Source organism: Marinobacter salexigens (genome assembly GCF_018860765.1).
GTDB classification, from domain to species: Bacteria; Pseudomonadota; Gammaproteobacteria; order Pseudomonadales; family Oleiphilaceae; genus Marinobacter; species Marinobacter salexigens_A.
The window spans coordinates 123322-150181 of record NZ_JAHKPV010000008.1 but is presented as its reverse complement, the minus strand read 5'-3'; the positions used below and the strand labels follow the sequence as shown (position 1 = coordinate 150181).

Sequence of the window (26860 nt, the reverse complement as noted above, 5' to 3'; positions counted from 1 at the left end):
TGGGTTGAAAATCGCCGATACATGTGAGCATTCAGCGCATTTTTCTTCCTTCCGCGGTTCATATGGTCGAACCAATTTCGAACTAACCGGAAGAGCTGAAAGTTATGTGTGAGAATGAACAGTTGCGCAGCTTCTGATGTTTTCGTTTTCATGAAACTGAAAGCGCTATACAGTGAGTTTGCATCCAAACTCGATATTGGATCATCTATCACGATGATCGCTTCTGTAAGATTCAAGCTCTCATCCTCGAGCGTTTTCAGAAAATACATGAAAGCTATAGCAGTTTTCTCGCCCTCGCTCAGATGATAAGCCGGTTCTCCATGGCGAAATAGACGATACCCAGAGTCAGACGCCTCGAATGTCAGTTCTCGCCGCCCAAGGTATGCCGCCACCTCTTCGTTTAATTCCTCTGCAGCTTTTACATGATGACGCATCTCCTCTTCGAGCTGCTTCATTCGGGCTTTTTTCCTATCGCGCTCGCTCCTTTTGTCCTCAAGGCTGACATCCAGCTGACGCAATTCGTCCTTGTATTGTTGGTACTCATCGAGCGCTGAGAGAACCATGTCGTCTGCCAGGCGATTCATCGCGTCTCGGACTTCTTGCTCAAATGATGAACTGTGCCGATTGTGCTCGTCGATTAAATTGTTGATCCGGTCGATGACCTCGAGCCCAAACTGTGCTGCGATATTCTGAGAGGCATCCAAAGCTATACTTGCGGTTTTGAGTAACCAGTTAGAATCTTTTGCCGCTGTCGAGAATGCGAATAGATAATCCCGAAGCTCCATTCGCTTAAAGGGATTTTCACGCTTTGTCTTGAGCGCCGATACCAGTGTGTTAAGGAAATTAACAACACTCAGTTTGCTGGATTTCCACCGTCCCGCGCTTTTTTCGAAGTCAGCTTGAAGGTGTTGATAGAGTAAACCAGCAGCCGGAAGCTCGAAGTCATTAATTGAACTAATCGAAGACTTGATACTCTGAATTTGGTTGTCCAGCTCATCCTGAAATCGATTCAGCTCATCGTTGAAATGAGCTTCCAGATCGTCCAAACGACTTTCTGGAAGGCTCTGGTTGCAGAATAGGCAGTGGTCTGTTTCAAAATGGTGTTGATGTAGATTTAAGCCGGTTTGAACCCACTGTCCTAGCTTGGGGTTGTCGCGAAGCTCCTCGATAACTGATGCCGTTACAGACCTTTCCAGCAAAAGCTCGACCCTTTGAGCCAATTCCATGAACTTAATCGAAGGCAGTTTCACGTTAGCAACCGTTTTCATGAGTTGCGCATGTGCAACTCCCAGAAGCTGCCCCCTTTCGGTCTCCTTCAAGCGGGTACCGCTAGAGGCCAACAGCTCTTCTACTCGGCTTTCAAAAGCTGGCCGATTGTAATTATTGAATCTACCACCTGGTCGCGTGAGGGCATTTTTTATGTTCGATGCGCCCTCACTGCAGAATTTGTCGAATCCTTTCTGCTTGGCGAATTTTTGAGACTCGAGCGACTTAAGATCTTCAAAGACAGTTTCGACTTTCGACCTTAAATCTGAGATCTCCTTCTGCTTTTCGATGGAGTCCTCACCAAGGTAGAAAACTGGAGCCAACTCCTGTTGCGCCGGATCTTCGAAGATGGAGTGCTCGATAAAATTCCGGTTGAACACCCGAACAGGCGGGATTGACACGGTTTGAGGCAACTTTCCGTCTACCGTTTTATCGCCAAACTCAAAGTGCAGTGACGATGCGCTAGACGGGCGCCGGTGCTCCAGATCCGAGAAAATGTTTGTCAAAGTCGTTTTGCCGCTTCCGTTCAAGCCGTAGATCAGATTGAAACGAGCAAAGTCGTCGAGGTTATCTGGCCAACTGAAGTCTTTAAAAATTCGGAACCCTTTGATGTCCTTGATTTTTGTTAAATGCATCCTGCCCTTCCAGAATTAATACCGAAGCCAATAAAAGTTTGCCTTGAATACTGAATGATTCGCACAAGGAAACCAAGGTCGCAGCCGATCGGCGATATCCAACTGCAAACAGTTGATCACAACTAAAACATGAGAAAGTTGCCTAAAATCTCTGAAGAGCAGCAAGGGAATTAGTGCAATGCAGGAAAAACTCAATGATGGCAGGCTCAAGCAAGATCGAGAGGTGCTTTTGCATCTGGTTTGGTCGATGCCCATTGAGCAGGCAGCTGACAAGCTCGGGATTTCAGGGGCCGCGCTGAAGAAACTGTGCACCAAGCTTTCTGTTCCCAAGCCCCCTTCGGGCTATTGGGCGCGATTCAAGGGTAATCAGGAGCGACCTATCCCGCCAATGACTGCATACCTGGACGTGCTCAGTGCTCAGCTTAACCAAAAACCTATTCAACCAGGGGTTCATTTATCGGAGCGGAAAAAAGAACTTTTCGAAAGGGCTGCTGAGATCGCTCTTAACCAGAACTCCGAATTGGGGCGATTCGAGTTCAAAGGAACCGGCAAGCTGTTCAGAAAAGACGGGATGGTCGGAAAACGAAACGAAACGAAACGCTGTATTTGTCGACACCAACGTCTATCGGTCACCAATTGACAGGATTCAAGGAATCACCTCCCACAGTTTCACAACAAGCGTCTATGGCCGCACCATACTGGAAATGGAGTTGGCGACGTTAATGGTGCGTTAGCTCTATGGGTACACTAATGACCCCAGTCACCAACCCCCAATCAGCAACTTCTGTAGCGTACTGCATTAGAAGATTTGGCTGGTAATGTGAGTGGGTCATTCGTCCGTTTTTATCGTTTCTGATATTGCCGATCAGACGCTCATTGAACATCTCTATCGCAAGCGAAGGAATGTAGCGGCTTTGATCCCCATAAAACTTATGGATGATCTGTTTTGCGTTCATCAATTGAGTATCGCCGAGGCCCCAAGCATCAGTCGGGTCTAACTGAGCGAGAGCCAGAGAAAACAACTCGAGAATGCGCTCAAAATCATCAGCTGATAGATAATTATAGCCAGCAAACGGCATTACGTGTTTCGTTGTCATAGAACGATGGCCCGAGTGATCAGAAGATGTCTCAGCGAATAATTACATGACTTATCTTATCTACAAGCCAACAAACACAGCTTTCAGTACTAACCCAGCCTCACATCTAAATTAGTCGCAAGACACTCCACATTCTGCCAACCCTGCAAAACGACGGCATTTTTATGCGGTCGTTGTGCGCTTGCTTCTGCTCAAAAACACTTACAGTTAGCTACATGCCTGATCGAGTTTGACTCCAATAGAGCCCAACTTAAGGGTCAGATGCTTACTTCTTAATGAGTTCTGGAGATAGCTATGCGTCCGGTATCAATTGAAGATTTTATCCAGGTTGTCTTTGAATACGACAGCGCGCCGCCTGCCCCTTCAACTGTTCGTCGACTCTGCTCAGCGAAAGACGAGTTCGGACTGGCAGTTATCCCGGGTGCCTTTAAGCTCGGGAAAGCCTGGAAGATCGACTTGGATGAGTATTTCCGGGAGATGGAGCGTCGGATGTCCGGATCCGGTGCTGAAGATGACAGCTTCATCCACGAATTGGCGAGTAAATTAGCTTCCTGATATGGCACCTAGATATCGTTCGAAAAAGCATTCGAGTCTGCAAAGATACCCTGGCCTCTATCTCAGTGAGGATGGCGTTTATTTCGTCCTCCACCCTATAACAAAAAAACGGGGTAGCCTGAGGACGAAAGACAGAAGCGTTGCGATTCGTCGTTGGTCAGTTCTCAACCAGTCATGGGAGGCCGAAGTCCATGAGTGGCAGGCCAATTCGCTAGCTGAAAAATTAAATAGCCTTTCGACTCCAACAAACAAGGGAGACCATATCCTTCTAAAGGACTACCTCGCGAATTGGCGAACAGAGGTCCTTGGTCATCAAGTACAAGGCGACCGCATAGTTTGGTCTGAGTGCCGAGTCCTTTCCTTAAGAGGACCGAACAAAGGTGCCCCAATCGCTAAGCCAACCAGAGTTGATTACGCGAGCGACGCCCGGCAGCTGGAGAAAAGTGACGATGCGCAGTTCCCGCTTTCCGACCCACAAATCCTCCGGAAAATTCGCAAACTGTTATCCCCATGGTTGCAGATGCCGACACATTACAACGGTCTCAAGAACACATTAAATCGGGTATTCCTCCATGCGGTCCAGGAAGGACTCATTGATCGTAATCCAATGATTGATATCCGTAAGGCTGCAGAAGAAAAACGCCAGGTTCTCATCCCGGATGAAGCCTACCGGAAGATAACTGGACACCTGTGCGTGCATCGCCATAACAAACGAGATATGGACGGCACTTGGCGCGCGAAGATTTGCGATCTCATTTATATGATGAGTCAACAGCCGATTGACGTTTTCAATTTGAAAGAAGCCCAAGGTGAACTCTATAGAAAACCCGTCGATCGCGGGGACTATTTCGCCTACGGAGTGATCCGCTTTGCTCGCCACAAAACCAAAATCGGTATCGAACTCGAGATGAACGAGGATCTCGCAGATCTGTGGATGTGGTTCGTGGAGTTCAAGCGGAAGGAGGCCATCATCAGTGAGTATCTACTGGTGTATCCACGATATTTCGACATGCGCTCCAGAGCACAGCAGGTCAAGCATAGAACGATACAGGCTGCATGGAGAGACGCGTGCAAAAAAGCTGGGTATGGAGGTATGTACCATCTCAGAGACCTTCGCAAGAAAGGCCTGACAGAAGAGTTCCTAACCCAAGGAGAAAACGACAAAGGCGGCCATGACACGGAGGCCATGCGAAATCATTACCGATTAATAAAGCCACCTAAACGAGCCAGAACCACTATTAAATTCGATCGAGAACAGAATACGAAATAACTGCAGATGTTGAATAGAGACCATCAAGACCATTTGGAAACTTATAGGAGACTTACACATAGGAACATAGTACGCATATTGATTATGAAGCTTCTGAAAACCCGGCTGTTCGCATACGTAACTTGGTTTTTAGGCCAAGCCGGGCAGTAAGAAGATTATCCGTCAATGAAATATTTCTAAGGTAAACTTATGAATTTAAACAACGGCTTACAGATCTTTCGTGAACATAAAACATATATCTACGTTGCCCCGAAGGAACAGAGCATCGCAGTATCTATGCACCTTAATGATCATCATTCTGGGAAATTTTCCGAACCTTTTCTCATAAAAGACCAAGATTATTCTTCTGTCATCTATTACAGCAATGGCGAAGAGAAGGTAAATTTGAAAATTGGGAAGTATTTGCAAACACACGAATTAGAAATCATTAAAAAGAAAAGCCGAGATTTACTCGCCGACACAGCTCTCACAGGATCTGTACTGGCGAAAGAAATTGATAATCTTGTATTGAGTGTGGGATTCGAGTTCGATAAACCTAGCCAGCCCCATGAGCTGATTCCGGACAATCCTGTAGATGGAGATCCGGAGTTTTTGCTCTATGCAACGAATGATGATCTCGCTCGCTTCGCTTTTTTAGCGTCCAGTATGTGCATTCCGTATATGCACCCCTGGGATGCATACCTACACCTTCAACTACTGCGAAAAAACGCATTGAAGAATGCTAAAAAAATCAGTACTAGCGATTTAGCTTAGCTCATAATTCTCAATGTCAGAAATCCACCTCGAGGCCTCGAACAACAAAAGCGAGGCCTTTTGCTATCCGCTTTAAATGACTTTTGCCAGGCTATCCATGAAAGCGGATTATATTTTGGGTGTATTTTGGATGTTTTTTGGGTGAGAACCTGAACTAAAATCACAGGCGTTAACTAACTGATTTGAAACGATAAAAATGGAGGCGCGGGTCGGAATCGAACCGGCGTACGCGGAGTTGCAGTCCGCTGCATGACCACTCTGCCACCGCGCCTAAAAAGATCGAAGGATTCGAGTCTTTGTGCTCTCAGGTTGGCGTTGAGAGACTTGAAGTAATTGGAGCGGGAAACGAGATTCGAACTCGCGACCCCAACCTTGGCAAGGTTGTGCTCTACCAACTGAGCTATTCCCGCTCTTAGTTACCGAAGCAATGCCCCGACAACGGATGCGTATTCTACGGATTACGGCTCTTTCGTCAATACCTTTTTTTAAGTTTTTGTTTTAGTGGGGGTTTGCGAGTATTTTTTAACCAGTTTCACCGTGAATTTTCAGGGCCTCAAGATCCCGCGGCTCTACACCCAGATCCCGCCATTTTTCAGGATGGCAGGTGAATAACAGTATCTGGTGGCGGGTTGCTGCGTTAAACAGTATCCGCTTCATACCGTCCAAACGCGATGAGTCGCTGTGCACCAGAGTGTCATCCAGAATGATTAGTGTCGGCCGCCCTGCTTCTTTCAGCAGATCTGCATAGGCCAGGCGGCTAATAAGGCCCATCTGCTCCCGGGCACCAAAGCTCAACTCTGCCATCTGCCCCAGTTCGCTGCCCCGGCTGAATTTACCGGGCATAAGGTTTTCATCCACTTCCAAGCTGGCTTCAGGGAAGAGAAGGGTCAGGTAATGGTCCAGATGTTTTTGCAGCGGCGCCTGCAAACGCCTTGTCAGTGCCTGACGTTTTTCGATTAACAGGTTCAGGAGCATCTCCAGCGCTTTTGCCCGTCTATCGAGCTCAAGATACCGGCGGGTAACGTGTTCTAAATCAGCCGCTAGTTCGTTCTGCTTCTCCTCTAGCCCCTCAGCCCCCCAGGCTTCCAGCCTTGCTCGGATTTCACTTAGCTCCAAGGCTCGTTTCTGCTGAGCATTTTCCTGATGTTCGGCGGTGGCGCGGTAACGCTCTATGTCCTGTTTCAACAACTCAGGACGAGCTTCACGAATCAACGCTTCACGGTCTTTCAAGGACGCTTCGAGTTCTGCGTTTTGCTTTTCCGCAACGGCGATATCGCGGGCAATTCCTTCTATTTGTGACTGGCGCTCGGGGCTGTTCAGCTCACCCTGCATTCGCTGCCATTCCTGCTGCGTTGTTTCGCTAACGTAACGAGCTTTTTGCAACAACCTTTCCTGGTTTCTCTGCCTCGCCTCTGCGTCTGTGAGTTGACCCTCCGCTTGCTTTAACTCCGCCTCAGCTTGGCTCAGCGGTTTTGGATCACCCTCTGTGTCTCCCGCTTCTGGCAGCGCTTTAAGCTCAGTGGTCCTAGCGAGCAGCTCGGACTCGACCTCAGTCCGCCCGGAAACAAGCTGGTCGACGCCTAAGGGCGCCAGAGACTTTAGAAGGTCATCAAAGCGTTGTATCTGTGCTTCAGCATCTTGCAGGCGCGCCAACTTTCCCTCTGCTGCTTCAACGGAATCAACTCCCAGCTCCGTCAATTGCTGCGACACAGAGTTCCGCAATCGTTCAAGCTGTCGGCGGAGGCTGGCAAGGTCATCGCCTCCGGGCTGAATCCCGAGATCACCGATATCAGGAATTGTAAGAACACCTTGCTCCAGCAGCAGCTTCTCGCCCTGCCCTTCAACGCTTTGCCCATTCAGGTTCAGAGTGGCACCTGGTTGAAGATTCCAGGTAACACGAGTGGCTACGGTTTGGATTCGGATGTTCGCGTCATCGAGTTCACGTTGATTCTTCTTTAGTGCCTGTAATGCATTGCGATTTATAAGGTTTTTCTTTTTTTGATTCCGTGCTGCATCCAGAGAATTCTGAATATCTTTGGCTTTATCCTGCCTTTGTTTGAGTTGGGTCAGATCAGCTTCTAGCCGCGCGCAGTCTTTTTGCAAGCGCTCGCGCTTATCTCTCAGGTGGGCTTGCTGAACGGTTTGGTTGGCGAGCTGGTATTGGTTGCGCGCACGTTCAACCTGCGCTACCAACTCAGGGCTGGCGAGTTCCTCCTGCTCTAGCTGGTGTTTTGCCTTGAGATAGCTTTGATGACGCAGCTCAAGCTGGTCATTCTGGTTGCGCCAGTGAATCTGGTTTTGCTGAAGTAACGAGAGGTTTTGCTGAATCTGTTTTTGCGACTCCAATCCCCGAGCCTGTTGCTCCTGCAATGCCTCAACATCCCGGTATTTTTTTTCTGCGAGCTGCATCTCGCGTCTGGCCTCTTCCCAAGGTCGATCGCGATTGGCCTGTTCATGCTCATCTGCCAGAGTTCCCAAACGATCCACTTGAGTCTTATACTGTTCAACCCGTGATTTCAGCTCCAATACTTGCTGTTGCAGCGCCTCCCGGTTATTGGCAAGTTCCAGATAGTCGCCCCTTGGCCTCCCGGTGGATGTCAGTAGCTCTTTGCGCTGCTGCTCCACAGCCTGAATAATCTCGTCGCCACCGCTACTGGCGACTTCTCCCACCAGATTATTCAACGCGGATTTAAGATGGCCACCGGCGTGCAGCACGGCGTTTTCAATGTTTTGCCCGGTTCCCTGCTCTACCCAAAGCAAACCCGGAATTCCCCAATGCTCTTCTTTGCTGGCGCCTTTTTTGGGGAACTGGTAGCCCAGCAATTCAGCCAGTTTTTCTTCGGCTTCTTCGCCGCTGAAGGTTTCGTCATCTACCCTCAGATCACAGCGATGGCGTTTGAGGAAACGCTTGTCCAGTTGCCAATGCTTGCCTCCGTGCTTAAATGTCAGTTCAACCGTTGGCGCGGCAGAAGAATCGCCCCAAGGCGCCAAGTCTCCAGCGGATTTGGATCGGTAACGTTCAAAAAAAGCGGCACGAATGGCGCGGACCAGAGTGCTCTTACCGGATTCGTTGGGGCCGTGAATCAGGTTAATGCCCGGCTGCAGGCTATCCAACTCCAGACCGTGCCTGAATTGGCGAAACTGCTCAACACGTAAACGCTGGAGTTTCATTGGGCTACCTCCGCGTCTTTGGATTTGAGTAGGCCTGCAAGAATACCGAGTGCATCCCTTGCTACGGTTGCCGCCTCATCTTCTTCAGTCGCCTGCTGGCTCTCTCTTAGCTCTTGAACCACTTCTCCGAGATACCCATCTGCATGGAGCTCAGCAATATCTTCTTCTGTGGGCTCCAGTTGCAAGCCGCTTCGATCACAGGTAACACTGCGGTAGCGGGCTTCTGCTATAGAAAGGGCTTCCGTCAGTTTTTGGTCGCCGCTCAGCGTGAGTATGCCGTTAAGTTTCACGTCCAGAACCGAAGCCTCTGTCAACTCGCCTATGCGAATCAAAAGTTGGTCTAGGTCGGATGGGACAGACAAAGTTTCCCGCCATTGGTGCCATTGATAACGGGCGGTCTCATGCCGGGTCACTTGGGGTGTCGCACCGGGGTTTTCGACATCAACAATCAATACGTACCCGGCATCGTTGTTGCGAAAGCGCTCAGGTTCCGGCGTACCGCTGTACCAAGTTCGTTCGTTAATCCGCTTAACGCCGTGCCAGTCACCCAAGGCCAGGTAATCCAGTTTGGCCGTGCTGGTTCTGTCGGGAGCAATGGGGTTGGTGGAATCAATTTCGTCCGGCAGCAAGCCCTGAACGCTGCCGTGGGCCAAGCCTATGCGCAAAAAATTCGCTTCAGTTTCCATATCGGCAAAAGGTTGAGTCAGGTCGCCATAGGTGTGTCGTTGGGTAAGAGGCGCGGACAAAACCGCAATGCCCTGCTCCGGCAGAGATGTCACCCCGGATTCAAGAGCAAGGTGAACATTCGGTGGAACGGCGCCGAGGCGCATTGCGCGAGTCCACACACTCTCCGCAAGTGCTGCGTCGTGGTTACCTGGCAGCATTACCCAAGGGCCAGCAAAGCCACTGGTGGCGTTAAATACGCGCCTGATGGTGCGATCAGACACGGTTTGAGCATCAAACACATCGCCGGCAACCAAAACCGCGTCGCACTGGTGTTCAGTGGCCAGCGCCGCTAGTCGCTCTATGGCTTCATATCGAGCTTCAACCAATGCCGCGCCATCTTCCGCGTCGAACCGGCTATAGGTTCTGCCCATTTGCCAGTCTGCTGTATGTAAAAACTTTGGCACCTGCCTTCTCCTTGCCTCTTACCATTGCCAACCGCCAGCATGGTACACTTTATTCAACTCAACGGGGTGCCGGGCAAATGCCGGGCTGAGACCATACCCGCGGAACCTGATCCGGATTATGCCGGCGAAGGGATTGAGCACTCACCAGAACTGGTGGGGCCCGCGACATGGCTGCCAATTATGGCCACCCCTCACTTGTTGCGGAGAATACACCATCATGTTCATTAGAGTACTGCCACTGTTTTTGTTCGCCTTAGCTTTTACGCCTGCGCACGCTCAGAAAACACCCAATCTCACTGTATACACCCATCCGTCTTTTGCCGCGGAATGGGGCCCCGGCCCTGCGGTTAAAGAGGCCTTTGAGCAGACGTGCAACTGCCAGATCAACTATGTGGTCCTGGATAGCGGTGGCGACATTCTCCAACGCCTGCGCCTTGAGGGCAAAAGTACTCAGGCCGATGTAGTGTTGGGCCTGGACACTGCCACTATGGAAACCACCCGGCAAACCGGCTTGCTGGCAAACCATGAAACCGATCTTTCAGCCCTGAATCTGCCCATCAACTGGCAGGACCCCGTGTTTGTACCTTACGACTGGGGCTACTTTGCGTTCGTTTACGATACCGAACAACTGCCCAACCCGCCAAAAAGCCTAGAGGCGCTGATTGCTGCCCCTGACGACCTGAAGATCATCATCCAGGACCCAAGAACCAGCACACCAGGCTTGGGATTGCTGCTCTGGATGCGCCATGTTTACGGTGATCAGGCAGCTGCAAAGTGGCAGCAACTCAACGGCAAGATTCTCACCACAACCAAAAGCTGGAGCGATGGCTATTTCTCGTTATTCATGAACGGCGAGGCACCAATGATTCTTTCCTACAGCACCTCCCCCGCTTACCACATGGCCGTGGATAAAACCGACCGTTATCAGGCCATTCAATTTAGTGAGGGCCACTATCTGCAAGTTGAGGTGGCCGCTCTGGTTGAGTCATCCGATCAGAAAACACTCGGGCGAGAATTTCTCGACTTTATGCTGAGCGCGGATTTTCAGCGCCATATTCCCCTTAAAAACGTGATGTACCCGGCTACTGACCTGGGCGATGAATTGCCTTCTGTTTTTGACAAGCTGATTCAGCCAGAAGAAGCGTTGTATTTTGATCCGAAAACGGTCAGCGACAACCGCCGCCAATGGATGAACGAGTGGCTGGATGCCATGACACGCTAATCCCCCCATGAGCAGCCTCGCTGAGCGCCAGCAGCACCCGCTACCTTCGCACTCGACACCCGGTCGGCCTGCACCCTTCAGTCGCCCCGGGTGGCAGCTCTGGCCCGGATTTGCGATAGCCGGTGCGCTGGTACTGCTCTCATTGGCGGGACTGGGTGCTCTTGTCTGGGAGGCTTCACTACCGGATATCAGTCAACTTTGGCAAAACCGTTATTTGCGCACTGTGGTTAGTTTTACGATTTGGCAGGCGTTTCTTTCTGTTTTACTCAGCCTTCTTGTGGCTATCCCGATTGCCAGAATCCTCGCCAGACAACCTGCGTTTCGGGGGCGCGCTGTTCTGCTACGATTGATGGAGCTGAGCTTGGTGCTTCCTTCGATTGTTGCGGTGTCTGGATTGGTTAGCGTATATGGGCGTCAGGGTTGGTTCACTGGCTTCGCCAGCGACTGGCTTGGCGCTTCCTGGAATCTCTATGGCATCAACGGCATTGTGTTGGCCCATGTATTTTTCAACGCGCCTTTGGCCGCGCGGATTCTTTTGCAGGCAACTGAAGGGACACCTCCATCGCAACTCAGGGTTGCCGCCCAGCTCGGGCTTGGCCGCTGGTGGTATTGGCGAGCGGTAGAGTGGCCATCCATCAAGCCTGTCTTGCCTGGCGTTGCTGCGTTGGTGTTCACCCTCTGCTTCACTAGCTTCGCCATAGTGATGACCCTGGGCGGCGGGCCTGCGGCAACTACCATTGAAGTTGCCATCTACCAGTCTTTGCGATTCGAGTTCGATTCCGGGCAAGCCGCACTTCTTGCCATGGTTCAGCTTATTATTTGCGGCTTCCTGTGGTGGCTGGCAGCGCGCCGCGGGCTTACGGCTTCTCTACTTCCGGACAGGCGCGTTGCCTCGCACCGAACTAAAGCCGGGAGCTCTCCGCGCGCTCGATTGGCGGATGGCACCATCCTCGGGTTGTTTGTGCTCTTTCTGGTTATGCCACTGTTCGCCATTTTAATCAGAGGGCTTCCCGGTATGGGCAGCGCCTTCTTCCCGCAAGGTAGCTTCTCGGCCAACCCCGCATTACTTGATGCCACAATGAGAAGTCTGGCCATCGCCCTACCCGCCGGTTTGATGGCTGTCTGCGCGGCCCTGTTGATTCTGGCCTGTGGAGCAACATCGAAGAGACCGGCCATCACCCGGCTAACCGATGTGGCAGCGTATTTGCCCTTGATGATTCCGCCGCTGGTTCTTGGTACCGGTCTGTTTCTGCTGTTCCGGCCCAGCCTTGGCAGTTCAAACGAAGGATTGGTGCTGGTCACGCTAATTAACGCCATGATGGCTCTGCCTTTCGTATTGCAAATGCTGAAAGGCCCGCTGGGAAGCCTTGACTCCGCCAGCCGCCAGCAAGCCGATCAGCTTGGCATACTAGGCTGGTATCGCTGGCGCTGGCTGCACTGGCCGAGAATGCGCAAGCCACTAGCTTTGGCCATGGCCTATGGCACAGGCTTGTCGCTGGGCGACTTCGGCGTTATTGCGCTGTTCGGCACACCGGGCCAACCTACCCTGCCAGTATTGCTCTATCAGCAGCTTGGCAGCTACCGAATGGATGCCGCAGCCGCAACCGGGCTCTGGCTTGTGTTGCTTTTACTGGTGTTGTTTAGCGTTTTTAACCAGTTGGGATCGCCGTTACACAAAACCGGTTTTGCAACCAAATCACCCAGAAGTGTTCCGGAGCCTGAACATGCTTGAAGTAAGAAATCTGGTGTTTGCCTACCCGGATCAGGAATCTCCATGGAATTTCGATTTCACGGTGGAGCCAGGACAATGCATCGCAGTACATGGCGCCAGTGGCTCAGGCAAATCCACACTGATGAACTTGCTGGCAGGTTTTCTCGAGCCACAGTCCGGCGATATTCTTTGGCAGAATATGAGCCTTCGCCATCACGCACCCTGGCACCGCCCCATGACCAGCGTGTTTCAAGAACACAACCTTTTCGAGCACCTGAGTGTCGATGCGAATATTGGTCTGGGCATCCATCCAGGGCTGAAGCTTACCTCGAGGGATCAACAAGCTATCGATAAAGGCTTGCAAAGCGTTGGCCTCGATGGCTTTGGCAAGCGTTTGCCCGGAGACCTTTCCGGTGGCCAAAGGCAGCGTGTCGCATTACTGCGGGCAATTCTGCGGCAACAGCCGGTTTTGCTCCTAGATGAGCCGCTTACAGGCCTTGATAGTGATGCGCGGGATCTTCTTCGACAGCTTTTACTGGATCAGAAGGCTCAGGGAACACTCATTGTTCTTGCAAGCCACGACGAAGAAGATCGTCGAATACTGGCAGACAGCATCTACAAGCTCTAAGCTAGCAAGCTAATAGCCCAACCTTTGGAATTCAGACCCAAGTGCCCACCAGTGCCAATTCCTCAGACCACAGAAACTCTCCATCGATTCGTCGTCAGACAGGATCGTTAAAGGATGAGAATGGCAGCCTGACCATCCGGGGCGACTGGACTCTGCTTGACTACATGGCACTCAAACAGACTGTTGAAGGTTATTCTGGCAAGAACTGGAGCACGAACAATGTGGACCTTACGGGGCTAGGGCGAGTTGATACAGCGGGCGCCTCGCTTCTAATAAGCCTGCTGGGGGCAGAAACCCTCATGGCGCTGGCAGAGCAAGATGGCACTCTACCGCAAGAGCAGCGTGCACTGCTTCACGCTGTGGCAGATGCGATGCGGCAGCCACCCTCCCCCGAGCCCGAAGGCCTTTCGCCCATTCCACAGTTTCTTTCGGAAACCGGCAAGTCGGTGGAGGCAATCTGGCACCTAACCTACCTACTGGCCGGTTTTATAGGTCAGATTATCGCAACACTTTTTGTGGTTCTTCCTCGACCCAGTCGCTGGCGTGTTACACCTTTTGTAGCTGCCATTCATAACACTGGGCTCAACGCCCTGCCCATCGTCGCTCTGCTAACGTTTCTGGTGGGCGCTGTCGTCGCTTTTCTGGGCGCCACTGTGCTGAAAGACTTCGGCGCCACAATCTATACCGTTAATTTGGTCGCTTTTTCGTTTTTGCGGGAGTTTGGTGTTCTGCTTGCCGCAATCATACTCGCAGGCCGCACCGCCAGCGCCTTTACGGCACAGATCGGCGCCATGAAGGTAAACGAGGAGCTGGATGCGATCCGCACTCTGGGGTTAGACCCGGTTGAGCTACTGGTCATACCACGAGTTCTAGCAATGATGATCAGCCTGCCTATTCTTACCTTTGTTGGCATGCTATCCGGCCTGATAGGCGGCGGTATGGTTTGTGCGCTGGCCCTAGATATCTCACCTGCGCAGTTTATGGCGATTGTTGAGCGGGATATTGCGCTTAAGCATTTTCTTGTTGGCATGTCGAAAGCACCCTTCTTGGCATTTCTGATTGCCGCCATAGGTTGCCTTGAAGGGCTCAAGGTAGGAGGTAGTGCACAATCGGTTGGCGTACATACGACATCAAGTGTGGTTCAATCCATTTTTATCGTTATCCTTCTGGACGCCGTGGCCGCGCTCTTCTTTATGGAAATGGGCTGGTAAATTATGACCGATTCAAGAGCCCATATGGCCGCCAGCCAATTACCAACCGTTATTGAAGTCGAGAATCTTGATAACCGGTTCGGCAGCCATGTCGTACACAAAGACCTTGATCTCAACCTGTTCAAAGGCGAAATTCTTGGCGTTGTTGGCGGATCAGGAACCGGCAAGTCCGTACTCCTAAGAAGCATCGTAGGACTGCATAAACCGTCAGACGGCCGGATACGAGTGTTCGGGAAAGATCTCAACGAACTGAGCGCCGTAGAACGTTCAGACACAGAGCAGCGCTTTGGTGTTCTCTTCCAAAGAGGAGCCTTGTTTACCTCATTGAACCTGCTGCAGAACATTGCTCTCCCATTGATTGAGCATTGCGACCTATCCCGTGCCGATGCCGAAGAGCTTGCCCGTATGAAGCTTGCCCTAACGGGCCTCCCAGCCGACTCGGCCCTCAAGTACCCGTCAGAACTCTCCGGTGGTATGGTCAAGCGCGCTGCTTTGGCACGCGCTCTAGCAATGGACCCTGAAATTATGTTTTTGGATGAACCCACCGCTGGTCTAGATCCTATTGGCGCTGCCGCTTTTGATAAGCTTATAGTTACCCTTCGTGACGCTTTGGGGCTGACCGTGTTTTTGGTTACACACGATTTGGATACGCTGTATACAACGTGCGACAGGGTTGCGGTTCTGTCGCAGAAAAAGGTTCTGGTCGCAGACCGCATTGAAAAAGTCGCGGCAACAGACGACGCATGGATTCAGGAATATTGTCAGGGCCCCCGCGGTCGGGCCGCCAGTTATGCATTCCGGGCTCACGAGACGAGCCGGTTACGGGAGTAAAAAGGTTATGGAACCGAAAGCACACCACCTGCTCATAGGGCTATTTACGCTGATTGCGGTGGTGGCAGCACTGTTGTTTTCGCTGTGGCTTGCAAAGTCATCTGCAGACCGCGAGTGGGCCTATTACGAAATTGTGTTTGATCAGGCGGTAGGCGGATTGGCTAAAGGCAATCCGGTACTCTACAGCGGCGTTGAAGTGGGCGATGTTCTTCATTTGACCTTGGACCCGGCCAATCCAAGCCACGTTCGGGTTTTAGTGCGTGTAGAACAAAGCGTGCCTGTAAGGAAGGACACTCGCGCCGGTTTGGTGTTAGCGAATATTACCGGCAGCATGAATGTGCAGTTCAGCGGCGGTAGTCAGGACAGCCCGGTACTCTACGGTACAAAGGATAACCCGGCGTTGATCACCGCCGAGCCCTCTGCATTTAAAACACTCCTCACCAACGGCGAAGCCTTGCTGACCAAAGCAGAACAGCTGCTTACCAGCGCAAACAAGCTACTCTCCCAAGAAAACACAGACAATCTCACTGCCATTTTGCGCAACGCCCGCGAGGCAAGCGATTCACTACTGGGCAGCCGTGACCAACTCGTGGCTTTACTTGGGCGCATGGATAATGCCAGCCAGCGGGCAGCAGAAGCCGCATTAAAAGTCTCTGCGTTCTCAGACAACGCAAACGCTCTGTTACAGAACGAAGGCAAAGCCGTCATGACCAATATGAACCTTGCCATGACGAAGGTTCAAGACACGGTCGCACGTATAGATGATTTAACTCGAGATAACGAAGGCGCCCTAGACTCTGGGCTTCAGGGCATAGGAGAGCTAGCCCCTGCGTTAAGAGAGCTGCGCAACACCCTCAGAAACCTGAATAGGTTTACCCGCCGTCTGGAGGAGAACCCCAGAGGCACTCTCTGGGGTGGCCCGGCAATCAAGGAGGTATCCCCATGATAATACCAGCGGCAAAGGCTATCAGAGCGTTTGGCACGGTAATGGCGGTCTCGGGGGCACTGACTGCTTGTACGGTGTTCCCTATCCCCGAAGCCCCCAGAGTGATGGATTTTCCGGTACCTGAGGAATTGCAAAATAGCGGCACAAGCAGGCCTGAAAGCCTTCGGGTTGATACGCCCTTTGCCTCGGAGCCGTACAACAGTTCACGGATTCTGGCAAAGCCAGAACCTTGGGAATTCACGGTGTATAGTGGGGTTCGATGGCGCGATACGGCACCGGTTCTGTTACGGGATATGCTCGCAGGGGCGTTCAGGGCGAGCGACGTTTTTCGGGATGTGGTTATTGATACAGGCCCAAGCAACAGTGACCTGACACTTGCTACAGAAATCTCGGCCTTCCATACAGTTAATCATGGTGACAGCGCGCGGGTCACCGTTACCGTTTACGGTCAACTAATAAACAACCGTTCGCGACAAACCCTCTGCTCCAGCAACTTCATCGTATCAGCGCCAGCCAAAGACAAGAGTATAAACTCCGTAGTGCAAGCATTTGGCGACGCCGGTGAAGAACTGGCAATAAACCTTATCGACTGGGCGAGAAACTGTGAGGCGAGGTAGAGTTAATCCTTTTCTGGGAATAAATCCGGCCAAGCAGCTTTAATGTATAGCCCCATAGACCAAAGCGTTAATATGGCGGCGATATAGAGCAAACCTACAGAAACATCGGACAAAAACTCGCCGGGAGGAAAGGCCAGCAACCCTACAATAGATGCCATTTGAGCTGTGGTTTTAATCTTGCCGATATAAGAAACCGCAACACTTGCACGACTGCCGATTTCAGCCATCCATTCCCGCAATGCAGAGATCACGATTTCTCGGCCAATAATAACGGTCGCAGGAATGGTTACCAGAATTGCGGAATACTCCTGAATCAAGAGCGCCAGCGCAACTGCAACCATAAGCTTGTCGGCCACAGGATCAAGAAACGCGCCGAAAGGGGTGCTCTGGTTAAGTTTGCGGGCAAGATAGCCATCAAGCCAATCGGTTGCGGCCGCCAGCGCAAAAATCGCTGCACTCACCGTATAGCTCCAGTGCATGGGGAGATAAAACACCGCCACAAAGACCGGAATCATGATGATGCGGGAGAGTGTGAGCAGGTTCGGTAAATTCATACGGTTATTACTCGTCATGCAGCGCTGCGTATATGTTTTCAGCCAATGATTTACTGATGCCCTGAACTTTCGTCATTTCATCAACACTGGCTTTGCGTAGTTCCTGTATACCACCAAAATACCGGATGAGCTCCCGGCGGCGTTTGGGGCCAACCCCTTCTATACCCTCTAGGGTAGACTGACGACGCTTCTTGTCGCGCCCTTTACGATGCCCGGTAATGGCAAAACGGTGGGACTCGTCCCGAATGTGCTGAATCAAATGCAACGCCGGGGAATCGGCAGGTACTCGAAACACATCGCCGGTCATGGCGTCGATCAACTGCTCCATTCCCGCGCGCCGGGTTACGCCCTTAGCCACACCGATTAGGGGAATATCAGAAACCCCAAGTTCATCAAAGACTTCCCGAGCAATGCTCAATTGCCCCTTACCACCGTCAATAAACACAAGATCCGGGCGCTTGCCCTCACCCGCGACCATACGGCGGTAGCGACGCGTCAGCACTTGGCGCATGGCATCGTAATCATCACCAGCTTTCACACCTTCAATATTGTACAGGCGGTAATCACTTTTAAGGGGGCCATTCTCATCGAAAACGACGCAGGATGCGACGGTATTTTCACCGTGGCTATGGCTAATGTCGAAACACTCCATCCGCGAGGGGGTTTCAGCGAGCTCCAGCATGTCACGCAGCGCCAGCAAACGGCGATACACGGTCTCTTTGCTGGCAATGTGTGTTAGCAATGTTTGCTGGGCATTGGTCATCGCCAGTTCCAACCAACGCCGTCGCTCCCCTCTTACATTTCCACGTATACGGGTTTCCCGGTTAGCTGCATCCGAAAGCGCATGAGCAAGCAGTTCCTGACCTTCAACCTCAACCGGCACCAGTATATCTTTTGGAATCTCGCGACGCGTATTTCCACCGAAATAATATTGCCCGAGAAAAGCACTTAACAGCTCGCCTTCGGATTGCTCCAAAGAATACCGGGGAAAGTAGTCCTTGGTTCCCAGAACTCTGCCGCCACGGACGATTATGACAACAATGCATACAACCCCTGCATCTTGTGCGATAGCGATAACATCTGCATCTCCGCCCTCACCATCTACAGATTGCTGCTCCTGAACATGACGCAGGTGATTGATTTGGTCTCGGCAGGCAGCAGCTTTTTCGAACTCAAGGTTCTCGGCAGCTCTTTCCATGGCGTCCATCAGGTCACGGATAATGGCCGGGTTTTTACCCTCGAGAAACATGGTGGCGTGGCGAATATCCTGCAGATAGTCCTCGGGTGAGATGTAGCCTACACACGGCGCCGTGCACCGGTTGATTTGATACTGCAAACATGGGCGAGCACGGTTCCTAAAATAGCTTTCACTACAAGATCTTATACGGAATACCTTTTGCAACACATTAAGGCTTTCCTTAACAGCGCCAGAGCTTGGGAACGGCCCGTACCAGGTTCCTCCACCCTTTTTGGTACGCCCACGCCGAAAGGTCAGCGAGGGGTAATCACTGTGGGAAGACACATAGATATACGGATAAGATTTATCATCCCTGAGCAGGATGTTGTAAGGGGGGCGCAGAGACTTGATTAAGTTCTGCTCCAGCAATAACGCTTCTGTTTCACTGCCGGTGATGGTTACTTCAATAGAGGCAATTTTAGCAACGAGTGCTTCCGTTTTCGGTGCCAGCCCGGTCTTTCGGAAATAACTGGAGACCCGTTTTTTAAGGTTTCCGGCTTTCCCAACGTAAAGTACGGAGCCGCCTTCGTCATACATTCGGTAGACGCCGGGCCGTTCCGTTAGCTGTTTCAGGAAGTGTCTGCTGTCGAACCCTCCACTGCTTTCAGTCGTGGAATCAGACCTTGTGGGCATCATGCAACCCAAGACGCACTGCCATCAGAGCCAACTCAACATCGCTGGAGATTTCCAGTTTTTCAAAAATTCGGTAGCGGTAGCTGTTCACCGTTTTGGGGCTAAGGCAGAGTTTGTCGGAAATATCCTGCACTTTCTGGCAGTCTACAACCATCATCGCTATTTGCATTTCGCGCTCAGATAGGCGATCGAACAGCGATAACTCACCCTCGTCCTCTTTATCGCCACCCAATTGCTTGAGCGCCATTTTTTGGGCAATCTCCGGGCTTATATAGCGTTGCCCTGAATGAGCCATGCGAATGGAACGGACCATTTCGCGGATATCTGCACCTTTGGTGATGTAGGCAGAGGCGCCGCTTTGCATCACCCGTGCAGGGTAAGGGTCGTCGGCGCAGGCGGTTACCACAATCACCCGAACGGTATCGTCAATTCGTAAAATGCGTCGAGTGGCCTCCAACCCACCAATGCCAGGCATACGGATATCCATTAAGACGATGTCCGGACGCTCGTTGCGCACAAACTCTATAGCCTCCTCCCCAGATGGAGACTGGCCAATAACATCAATATCGGGATCATCCGCGAGCATCCGGGTTATCCCGGAACGAACCAGCTCATGGTCATCTACAACCAATACCCTGATCAAAATTCACCTCGCACAACGCTTTCAAAAACCTGCGCGATTGTAACGTTTACAGACGCGCCGGGGTAGCAGCAGGCTCAAATACCCCCTAAAAGGTAAACCGGTTAACTGGTTACTCAGGAACACCAAGCCCGGCTGTGTTTTCCATAGGGTCAAACCAGACTACCAGTTCGCCCCTGTTAATCGCTTCCAAAACCCGGCTCCGCTCGGCCATCGGGTTTTCTGTATCATTCAGCCCATGGTAGCGAGTGCAGTACTCTTCTGCCAGCCCATTCAGCTGTTCTTTAGTCAGCAACTCTTTATCAACCTTGAACTTTTCTTCGCGGGGGTCCGGTTGGGACTGATGCCCGGTTTCATCGCTCATAGTCTCTCCTGTAGGCCATACCGTGTTAAGGATTATGCCTAAAAAGTCGAAGCCTTACCCACTTTCAAAATCCCCGGCGATTCACTATCATTCCTCGCTTTCAAAACGTTTGGATGCTAATGAACGCGTTAGTTTTTCGTCTCACACTCCCAATTCTTTTCGGATACCTTCCTTTAGGTATGGCTTTTGGGGTGCTATTCACAACCCAACTTGACTATGCGTGGTGGGCTGCGCCACTTATGGGCGTGGTGATATATGCCGGTGCAGGCCAGATTCTAGCGGTCAGCCTGTTAGCGGCGAGCGCCGGCTTGTTAGAAGTGTTCATCGCCATGTTCGTGCTCAACGCGCGCCACCTTTTCTACGGCCTTTCGTTGCTCGGCCAATTTCGTAGGGCTGGATGGAAAAAGCTGTATCTCATTTTTGGCCTGACTGATGAGACCTATTCATTGCTCACAAGCCGCGCGCGTTCGCACGACACACTTCATGAACTTGACGTCGATTTCCGCATTACGGCGTTCAATCAGGTCTACTGGGTGATTGGCTGCACTTTGGGCGCTCTTCTAGGCCGCAACGTAGCATTCGATAGTACTGGAATCGAGTTTGCATTGGTGGCTTTATTTATTGTTCTTACAATAGAGCAACTGAAGGCTTTGGGAGACGCATTCCCAGTTTGGGCAGGTGCAGCGGCCGCCGGTATTGCTATGATCCTTCTGCCAGCAGCCCACCAGCTCATCGGCGCTATCGCAATCGTGACAGCCGTGCTTTTGCTGCAATACCGAAGCCTGCGACCCAAATCCAATGCGGAGGGCCGCAGCCATGTCTGATACAAGCTACCTTGTTGCATTCATTGCCGTTGCAGCTTCTGCGACCTTTGCGACCAGAATCATACCCTTTCTGTTTTTTGAGCGTCATACCGAGCACCCTCTGGTTAAACACCTCGGGCGCTTCTTACCAGCGGCTGTTATGGCTTTGCTGGCAACGGTGTTTTTGCAGCGTTCAGGAAATTGGGCAGCGGTAGTACCGGGGCTTGATGCCATTCTTGCAGGAGCGCTAGTAGTAGGTATTCACCTTTGGCGCCGCAATGCCCTGCTCTCCATTGCAACTGGCACAGCGGCGTATATGCTGATAAGCCAAACCGGCGTTTTTGAAGTCGGGCTAGTGGGCTGAGGTTCTATCTCAGCGACCCCGTTCCAGATTTGCAACTAATCGGGAGTCACTCAGTGCGGCGGTGCGATGCTTAACTACGCCTTTATATTCAGGGCTCTCAATCATGGCCATAAAGGCATCGATTGAAGGGTAACGAACAAGCAGCACTTGATCCCAAGTCTCCTCTGGCGGCGCAATAAGAGAGCCAACGCTGTGTCCAGACCAAATCACCTCAGCGCCCACCGCACTCACACAAGCTGCGGCCTCTTGAATATAAAGCTCGTACGCCTCACGTCCACTTCGCTCACCGGAATCGTCTTCATAGCTTGCTCTGTCACGGAACCTCAGCAAATTTAACATGACGACGGGCTGGTCTTTAGGCGTGTCGGCCAAAACCTGCTTTAACTGCGCGGGCGTATGGTTAACGGCGTTCATGGGCACCCCTTTGTCCTGATAAATTTCGCCCCACTATAGCCCACGCTTCATGGCTTACAGTAAACCATTTCATTACCTTTCCGTCAGATCTATCATAGGCAAGACACTCTCTGGACCACTGGCCAACCTGAATGGATCTTTTCTCGCTCTTTCAACAAACGCTGGAAACTACTCTTCCGGTTTTCGCTATGGTGTTTATCGGACTTGGCCTAAGAAGGGTAGGATGGATTGACGATAGTTTCGTTAACACTGCATCTGCACTGGTTTTCAAAGCCACGCTCCCAACGCTGGTATTCCTCAGCATCATAAAAGCAGATCTCAGCACATCTCTTAATCTTCAACTGCTGACATTCTATCTTTTTGCGACCCTCGCAAGTTTCTTTCTGGCTTGGTTATGGGCACGCTGGCGTGTTACCCACCAAGATCGCGGTGTGTATGTTCAAGGCGCATTCAGAGGTAACTGTGGCATTGTGGGGCTGGCTTTGGCGGCAAACTTGTATGGCGATTTCGGCCTATCGGCGGGTAGCATCTTGTTGGGGCTCGTTATTCTCTCTTACAACGCCCTGTCGGTGATCGTACTCACCGCCTATCAGGCCGGGCGATCGCCCGAGTGGCGCCGTATTCTCAAGGACATATTGCGCAACCCGCTCATACTTTCCGTGTTTGCAGCCATCCCCGTCGCATGGTTGAACCTGCAACTGCCTGATTGGATACTGACCAGTGGCGATTATTTTGCGTCCCTTACGCTGCCCCTAGCGCTGTTATGCATTGGGGCAACCGTGTCATTCAGCGCCCTGCGCAGCGATAGTTCAACCGCCTTCAGCTCGGCACTAATGAAAATGGTATTCTTGCCAACACTATGCACCGCTGCAGCTTGGGCACTAGGCTTCTCGGGTGCTGAATTGGGTTTGCTGTTCCTATTTTTCGCAAGCCCAACCGCCGCGGCAAGTTTTGTGATGGCCAAAGCACTCGGCGGGAATGATCGTCTTGCGGCAAACATCATCGCAATCACCACGTTGATGGCAAGCGTCACGATAACCTTGGGGGTGTTTGTACTTAAAGGTGTGGGCCTGATATAACAATGGCATCAAACCCCGAACACCCTACGACGAATTAGAGCCACGAATGACTGCAAGAAAACCCTACTCTCAAGCCTGTGAAAACAACAAACAGGTTATTCTGGAAAAGCTTGCTACCTTATTTAGTGGCCCGAAAACCATACTCGAAATTGGTACAGGTACCGGGCAACATGCGGTTCACTTTGCCAGAAACCTCCCGCACCTAACATGGCAACCAAGTGATCATCCGAGCAACTACCAACTCAGCGAGCCATGGCTGAGCGAGGCTAACCTGCCAAACATAAGCGAACCTTTGTCTTTGAATGTTAGCGCCAGTGATTGGCAAATCCCAACGATTAGCGGAGTTTTTTCCGCAAACACCGCGCACATCATGTCGTGGCCAGAAGTTGAAGCAATGTTTCAGGGTGTATCTGCCAACCTTCAGGCACACGAAGCCTTCTGTTTGTATGGCCCATTCAATTACAGCGGGCTGTTCACCAGTGCCAGCAATGAGCAATTCGACACACACCTAAAGCAACAGAACCCGGCGATGGGGATTCGGGACATGGACGACCTGAAGCGCATCGGTAGTGATAACAAGCTGGTTCTGGAATCGGACTTTGAAATGCCGGCCAATAATCGGTTGCTGGTCTGGAGGGTTCACGGAACTTAAACCAACTGATGAATTACACACTTAGAAACGTACTACCAGACGAGATTGAATGGCTTTACGAGTTAAACAAGAAGTCCTTCCTTGACGTAGTGGTTCGACAGTTCGGCAAGTGGGATGAAGTTCTCCAGAGACAGCTTTTTTTCTCAAAATGGGAACAACCGCGCCCGGCTCAAATTATCGAGACACCGAGCGGTCGAGTCGGTGTTGTCATACTGGAACAGCTTGAAGATTGCGACTGGCTAGACGAGATCCAAATTTGCCCTAACTATCAGAGCCAAGGCCTCGGGACGACACTTTTACGTGACCTGCATGCAAACGCTAGGTCACGAGGTGTTCCGCTTCGGCTTCAGGTTTTACATGCGAATCAGGACGCAAAGCGACTATACGCGCGAATGGGTTTTCTAGAAAGCGAGAGACTGGCAAACCACTTTCTGATGGAAATCAGTTAACAACGCCCAAAAAGCAGCGTTGGGTGGAAAGGTAAAGAGCGGCTCCGGCTGAAACCAGCACAGAGCTAGAGGATCACCACGGGACTGCTCAGATAATATAGATTACGTTGGCTGCGCATCAAATTTCTTCTCAATTTTGTGTTGATCTTCGGTACTGTTGATTTTCCAGTAACTCGATATGTACAGATGGCTTTTTATCATTTGGCGCTCCTGTTTAAAATATGTTCGAAGAGCGCGCATGCTGTGAAACTCACAAGCCGCCCATACCGCCGGTTGGCCCGGCAACCAGGAAAGCTGTTCAACGTGTTTCAGTAGTGCGCTGGTATCAACGTCCGGTGTGGCGCTCACAACCCAGTGAACCTCAATGTTCTCTGGATGCTGCAGCGGCTGAATGTCGTCGCCTGACACTACTTCAATAACTACGTAGCCTCGGGCGTCTTTGGGCAGCTGAGCAAGATTGACTGCGATTGCCGGTAGCGCTGTCATATCCCCCACTAGAAGGTACCAGTCTGCGTGCCTATTGATGAGTTTTTTAGGCCCCGGCCCACCCACGAGAATCTGGTCTCCGGGTTTCGCACTAGCGGCCCATGCTGATGCAGGCCCATCTGCAGCGTGAAGCACGAAATCGACGTCTATCTCATCGCTGCGCTGTCCGCTGACGGTATAGGTTCGCATCAGGGGTCGTGATTCCCCGTGCTGCGGAAAAATCAGTTTTATATACGCACTTTCCTGATCCTCCGGAAAGTCGGCCAATCCCGAACCACCAAGCGTTAAACGCAGCATATGTGGAGTGATGTAGGCGGAGCGAACCACCTCCAAAGTTCTTGGCGTCGGTTTAGACATCAGGATTCCCCCTTCTCAGTATTTCCAACCTGTTTCGCGCTATCTGCCATCGTCTGACTGATGCGGAGGAAAAACGCGAGCTCATCGCTCTCAAGCTTTGCGGTCAATTGTTGCACCGCCCACTCTTCCACGGAATCCAGTTTAGTCATCACTGCCCGGCCTTCAGATGTGGGGTTCAGCAGCTGGCTGCGACGATCCAAAGGATTATCCCCTTTAACGATCAGACCGTCTCTGATCAAGTCATTGAGTGCACGAGTGACCTGAGCCTTGTCTCGCTGCATCCGTTTTGCAATGGATTGAGCATTAATCTGATCATTCCGGCAGATCGCCTTGAGCACCCTGATCTGAGTAACTGGCAATTCAATCTTCTGACGTTGAACACCTTCACGGAGAAGATGTTTATATGCGTGCATCAACCGATGCACAGCTTCGCTAAGTGACCCCTCAGTCATAAACACCCTCCCATATAGTTGACAAAATCAACCATAAGACATGTGGTTGATTTTGTCAACCACTTATAAGCGGCTTTGAGGTTGTCGGGGATGGAACGTGATATGAGCAATCATGGCAAGATTAATCATCCGTTTGTTCTATCTATTAAAAATTTTCAAACGCAGGTCATTAAGGTTCAAAAGCCTTCCAGAACAACCTTGCCTACGGCACGGCCGGTTTCCAGTTCTGCATGTGCCGCCCTGAGGTTTTCGGCATTAATAATACCCAGATGCTTACCTGCGGTTGTGCGGATATATCCCTGATCCACAAGGTTCGAGACCTGTTCCAACAGCTTATGCTGCGCATCCATATCTACAGCCTGGTGCATTGAACGGGCGAACATGAACTCCACGTGCACAGACAGGCTCTTTGGCTTGATTTTCATCACATCCAGTGAGTCTGGGTCATCTATCAGTGCAATCCTGCCAAAGGGAACGAGCAGCTCCACATAGCTTTCGAAGTATTGCTGCGTTGCATTCAGACTGGCTACATGGGTTACCGCTCCAACCTGCCCCTCTGCAATCAGTGCATCAATCTGGGGTTTAAGAGGTTCCCGGTGGTCTACTACAAAATCAGCACCCAGCGCCTGCACCCAGTTTCTGGAAGCTTCGCGGGACGCCGTTGCTATAACCGTTGCTCCTGTCAGGGTTTTGGCAAGCTGAATCAGAATAGAACCAACCCCGCCAGCCGCGCCCACAACCAGTACAACATCATTCGACTTACGTCCGTCTCCCGGTGATTGCTGCCTGAGCTGCAGATGCTCAAATAACAATTCCCAGGCAGTAATCGTAGTCAGTGGGAGTGCTGCGGCTTCAGAGTCGGAAAGGCTCTGTGGTTTATGGCCGACGATCCGCTCGTCCACCAACTGGAACTCGGCATTCGTCCCGGAGCGGGTAAGATCGCCTGCATAGAAAACCTGATCACCAGATTTGAACCCTGCAACAGCTTCACCAACTGCAACCACCTCTCCTACTGCATCCCAGCCAATCACCTTGTACTCTCCGGCTTCGGCTGGGACATTCTGGCGAATTTTGTAGTCCACTGGATTGACGGCAACAGCTTTTACCTGCACCAATAAATCACGGCCACTGGCGATCGGTTGTGGTAACTCGATATCGATAAGTGCGTTTTCATCGGTAATGGGAAGTGACTCGCTATAACCTATGGCTTTCATCTACTGATCTCCTGCGTTTTCTTAGTGCCGTGACGGCGTTTAACTGGTGCCAAGTGTGAACCTTTACTAAACTGCCAAAAACAGCCTAATTCCTGAAACACTATCAATTTATTTTTGAC

Annotated in this window: 28 protein-coding genes, 2 tRNA genes and 1 riboswitch; of the genes, 16 read left to right on the top strand and 14 right to left on the bottom strand. The window is 51.4% G+C overall.

From position 1 onward, the window contains the following. Nucleotides 1-1901 (bottom strand): AAA family ATPase (locus KO508_RS08135; protein WP_216007846.1); only part of this gene is annotated, 1901 nt, incomplete at its 3' end. 178 nt (nucleotides 1902-2079) lie between these two features. Here KO508_RS08135 and KO508_RS08130 point away from each other — a divergent pair. Next, nucleotides 2080-2541 (top strand): RWP-RK domain-containing protein, encoded by a 462-nt coding sequence (locus tag KO508_RS08130; protein ID WP_216007845.1) that lies wholly within the window; start codon nucleotides 2080-2082, stop codon nucleotides 2539-2541. 79 nt (nucleotides 2542-2620) lie between these two features. Here the strand turns inward: KO508_RS08130 and KO508_RS08125 are convergent, their stop codons facing one another. Next, the gene (locus KO508_RS08125) at nucleotides 2621-2998 is read right to left on the bottom strand and encodes a hypothetical protein (RefSeq protein ID WP_100640212.1); all 378 of its coding nucleotides are present in this window, start codon (nucleotides 2996-2998) and stop codon (nucleotides 2621-2623) included. 294 nt (nucleotides 2999-3292) lie between these two features. On the opposite strand from KO508_RS08125, the gene KO508_RS08120 reads away from it, so the two are divergent. From KO508_RS08120 to KO508_RS08110, 3 genes are all read left to right on the top strand, one after another. After that, a complete protein-coding gene (locus tag KO508_RS08120) occupies nucleotides 3293-3553 on the top strand; it encodes a hypothetical protein (RefSeq protein WP_100640213.1) in 261 nt (86 codons plus the stop codon). Between the two features lie 607 nt (nucleotides 3554-4160). Next, nucleotides 4161-4823, top strand: a complete 663-nt coding sequence (locus KO508_RS08115; RefSeq protein WP_239985761.1) for a hypothetical protein — start codon at nucleotides 4161-4163, stop codon at nucleotides 4821-4823. Between the two features lie 189 nt (nucleotides 4824-5012). Beyond that, nucleotides 5013-5576 carry a hypothetical protein gene (locus tag KO508_RS08110; RefSeq protein ID WP_216007844.1) on the top strand — a complete coding sequence of 188 codons (564 nt, stop codon included), beginning with the start codon at nucleotides 5013-5015 and terminating at the stop codon, nucleotides 5574-5576. 197 nt (nucleotides 5577-5773) lie between these two features. On the opposite strand, the gene KO508_RS08105 is transcribed toward KO508_RS08110, so the two are convergent. From KO508_RS08105 to KO508_RS08090, 4 genes are all read right to left on the bottom strand, one after another. Then, nucleotides 5774-5847, bottom strand: a tRNA-Cys gene (locus KO508_RS08105). A 63-nt stretch (nucleotides 5848-5910) separates the two neighbouring features. Then, a tRNA-Gly gene (locus tag KO508_RS08100) sits at nucleotides 5911-5986 on the bottom strand. A gap of 112 nt (nucleotides 5987-6098) precedes the next feature. Further along, nucleotides 6099-8747 carry an ATP-binding protein gene (locus KO508_RS08095; protein ID WP_216007843.1) on the bottom strand — a complete coding sequence of 883 codons (2649 nt, stop codon included), beginning with the start codon at nucleotides 8745-8747 and terminating at the stop codon, nucleotides 6099-6101. Then, the gene (locus KO508_RS08090) at nucleotides 8744-9877 is read right to left on the bottom strand and encodes a metallophosphoesterase family protein (protein WP_216007842.1); all 1134 of its coding nucleotides are present in this window, start codon (nucleotides 9875-9877) and stop codon (nucleotides 8744-8746) included. Before KO508_RS08090 ends, KO508_RS08095 begins: the two co-directional genes overlap by 4 nt. 52 nt (nucleotides 9878-9929) lie before the next feature. Beyond that, nucleotides 9930-10027: riboswitch (TPP riboswitch) on the top strand. A 67-nt stretch (nucleotides 10028-10094) separates the two neighbouring features. On the opposite strand from KO508_RS08090, the gene thiB reads away from it, so the two are divergent. From thiB to KO508_RS08055, 7 genes are all read left to right on the top strand, one after another. Continuing rightward, nucleotides 10095-11099, top strand: coding sequence for a thiamine ABC transporter substrate binding subunit (thiB, locus tag KO508_RS08085; RefSeq protein WP_216007841.1), 1005 nt, complete (start codon nucleotides 10095-10097; stop codon nucleotides 11097-11099). Between the two features lie 7 nt (nucleotides 11100-11106). Continuing rightward, complete coding sequence (gene thiP, locus KO508_RS08080) at nucleotides 11107-12831, top strand: thiamine/thiamine pyrophosphate ABC transporter permease (RefSeq protein ID WP_216007840.1); 1725 nt, start codon at nucleotides 11107-11109, stop codon at nucleotides 12829-12831. Then, a complete protein-coding gene (locus tag KO508_RS08075; RefSeq protein ID WP_216007839.1) occupies nucleotides 12824-13438 on the top strand; it encodes an ATP-binding cassette domain-containing protein in 615 nt (204 codons plus the stop codon). The genes thiP and KO508_RS08075 overlap by 8 nt, the downstream gene beginning before the upstream one ends. 164 nt (nucleotides 13439-13602) lie before the next feature. Further along, complete coding sequence (locus KO508_RS08070) at nucleotides 13603-14649, top strand: MlaE family ABC transporter permease (RefSeq protein ID WP_216007854.1); 1047 nt, start codon at nucleotides 13603-13605, stop codon at nucleotides 14647-14649. A gap of 3 nt (nucleotides 14650-14652) precedes the next feature. Next, nucleotides 14653-15480: an ABC transporter ATP-binding protein gene (locus KO508_RS08065; RefSeq protein ID WP_252737994.1), complete on the top strand. Its 828-nt coding sequence runs from the start codon at nucleotides 14653-14655 to the stop codon at nucleotides 15478-15480. 7 nt (nucleotides 15481-15487) lie between these two features. Then, nucleotides 15488-16426 (top strand): MlaD family protein, encoded by a 939-nt coding sequence (locus KO508_RS08060; RefSeq protein ID WP_216007838.1) that lies wholly within the window; start codon nucleotides 15488-15490, stop codon nucleotides 16424-16426. Continuing rightward, nucleotides 16423-17043 carry an ABC-type transport auxiliary lipoprotein family protein gene (locus KO508_RS08055; RefSeq protein WP_216007837.1) on the top strand — a complete coding sequence of 207 codons (621 nt, stop codon included), beginning with the start codon at nucleotides 16423-16425 and terminating at the stop codon, nucleotides 17041-17043. Before KO508_RS08060 ends, KO508_RS08055 begins: the two co-directional genes overlap by 4 nt. Nucleotides 17044-17045: 2 nt before the next feature. On the opposite strand, the gene pgsA is transcribed toward KO508_RS08055, so the two are convergent. From pgsA to KO508_RS08035, 4 genes are all read right to left on the bottom strand, one after another. Next, on the bottom strand, nucleotides 17046-17597 hold the full coding sequence (pgsA, locus tag KO508_RS08050; protein WP_216007836.1) for a CDP-diacylglycerol--glycerol-3-phosphate 3-phosphatidyltransferase: 552 nt from the start codon (nucleotides 17595-17597) through the stop codon (nucleotides 17046-17048). A 7-nt stretch (nucleotides 17598-17604) separates the two neighbouring features. Next, complete coding sequence (gene uvrC / locus KO508_RS08045; protein WP_216007835.1) at nucleotides 17605-19467, bottom strand: excinuclease ABC subunit UvrC; 1863 nt, start codon at nucleotides 19465-19467, stop codon at nucleotides 17605-17607. Further along, entirely contained in the window at nucleotides 19451-20110 is a 660-nt protein-coding gene (uvrY, locus tag KO508_RS08040; protein WP_216007834.1) for a UvrY/SirA/GacA family response regulator transcription factor, read from the bottom strand. Before uvrY ends, uvrC begins: the two co-directional genes overlap by 17 nt. Before the next feature lie 109 nt (nucleotides 20111-20219). Next, nucleotides 20220-20471, bottom strand: coding sequence for a hypothetical protein (locus KO508_RS08035; RefSeq protein ID WP_216007833.1), 252 nt, complete (start codon nucleotides 20469-20471; stop codon nucleotides 20220-20222). A 119-nt stretch (nucleotides 20472-20590) separates the two neighbouring features. Between KO508_RS08035 and KO508_RS08030 the strand changes: the two genes are divergently transcribed. Together KO508_RS08030 and KO508_RS08025 are read left to right on the top strand one after the other, a co-directional pair. Beyond that, nucleotides 20591-21295 carry an AzlC family ABC transporter permease gene (locus tag KO508_RS08030; protein ID WP_216007832.1) on the top strand — a complete coding sequence of 235 codons (705 nt, stop codon included), beginning with the start codon at nucleotides 20591-20593 and terminating at the stop codon, nucleotides 21293-21295. Next, nucleotides 21288-21638: a branched-chain amino acid transporter permease gene (locus KO508_RS08025; RefSeq protein ID WP_216007831.1), complete on the top strand. Its 351-nt coding sequence runs from the start codon at nucleotides 21288-21290 to the stop codon at nucleotides 21636-21638. The genes KO508_RS08030 and KO508_RS08025 overlap by 8 nt, the downstream gene beginning before the upstream one ends. A 9-nt stretch (nucleotides 21639-21647) precedes the next feature. Here the strand turns inward: KO508_RS08025 and KO508_RS08020 are convergent, their stop codons facing one another. Next, nucleotides 21648-22052 (bottom strand): DUF1330 domain-containing protein, encoded by a 405-nt coding sequence (locus tag KO508_RS08020; RefSeq protein WP_216007830.1) that lies wholly within the window; start codon nucleotides 22050-22052, stop codon nucleotides 21648-21650. Between the two features lie 131 nt (nucleotides 22053-22183). Between KO508_RS08020 and KO508_RS08015 the strand changes: the two genes are divergently transcribed. From KO508_RS08015 to KO508_RS08005, 3 genes are read left to right on the top strand one after another with little or no spacing between them, the layout of a single operon-like run. Beyond that, the gene (locus KO508_RS08015; RefSeq protein WP_216007829.1) at nucleotides 22184-23131 is read left to right on the top strand and encodes an AEC family transporter; all 948 of its coding nucleotides are present in this window, start codon (nucleotides 22184-22186) and stop codon (nucleotides 23129-23131) included. A 46-nt stretch (nucleotides 23132-23177) separates the two neighbouring features. Continuing rightward, nucleotides 23178-23783, top strand: a complete 606-nt coding sequence (locus tag KO508_RS08010) for a DUF938 domain-containing protein (protein ID WP_216007828.1) — start codon at nucleotides 23178-23180, stop codon at nucleotides 23781-23783. A gap of 8 nt (nucleotides 23784-23791) precedes the next feature. After that, the gene (locus KO508_RS08005) at nucleotides 23792-24232 is read left to right on the top strand and encodes a GNAT family N-acetyltransferase (RefSeq protein WP_216007827.1); all 441 of its coding nucleotides are present in this window, start codon (nucleotides 23792-23794) and stop codon (nucleotides 24230-24232) included. A 102-nt stretch (nucleotides 24233-24334) separates the two neighbouring features. On the opposite strand, the gene KO508_RS08000 is transcribed toward KO508_RS08005, so the two are convergent. The 3 genes from KO508_RS08000 to KO508_RS07990 all read right to left on the bottom strand — a co-directional run bounded on the left by KO508_RS08000 (nucleotide 24335) and on the right by KO508_RS07990 (nucleotide 26741). After that, a complete protein-coding gene (locus KO508_RS08000; protein WP_216007826.1) occupies nucleotides 24335-25075 on the bottom strand; it encodes a siderophore-interacting protein in 741 nt (246 codons plus the stop codon). After that, nucleotides 25075-25527: a MarR family winged helix-turn-helix transcriptional regulator gene (locus KO508_RS07995; RefSeq protein WP_216007825.1), complete on the bottom strand. Its 453-nt coding sequence runs from the start codon at nucleotides 25525-25527 to the stop codon at nucleotides 25075-25077. The genes KO508_RS08000 and KO508_RS07995 overlap by 1 nt, the downstream gene beginning before the upstream one ends. A gap of 176 nt (nucleotides 25528-25703) precedes the next feature. Further along, entirely contained in the window at nucleotides 25704-26741 is a 1038-nt protein-coding gene (locus tag KO508_RS07990; protein WP_216007824.1) for a zinc-binding alcohol dehydrogenase family protein, read from the bottom strand. Nucleotides 26742-26860: the final 119 nt, after the last annotated feature.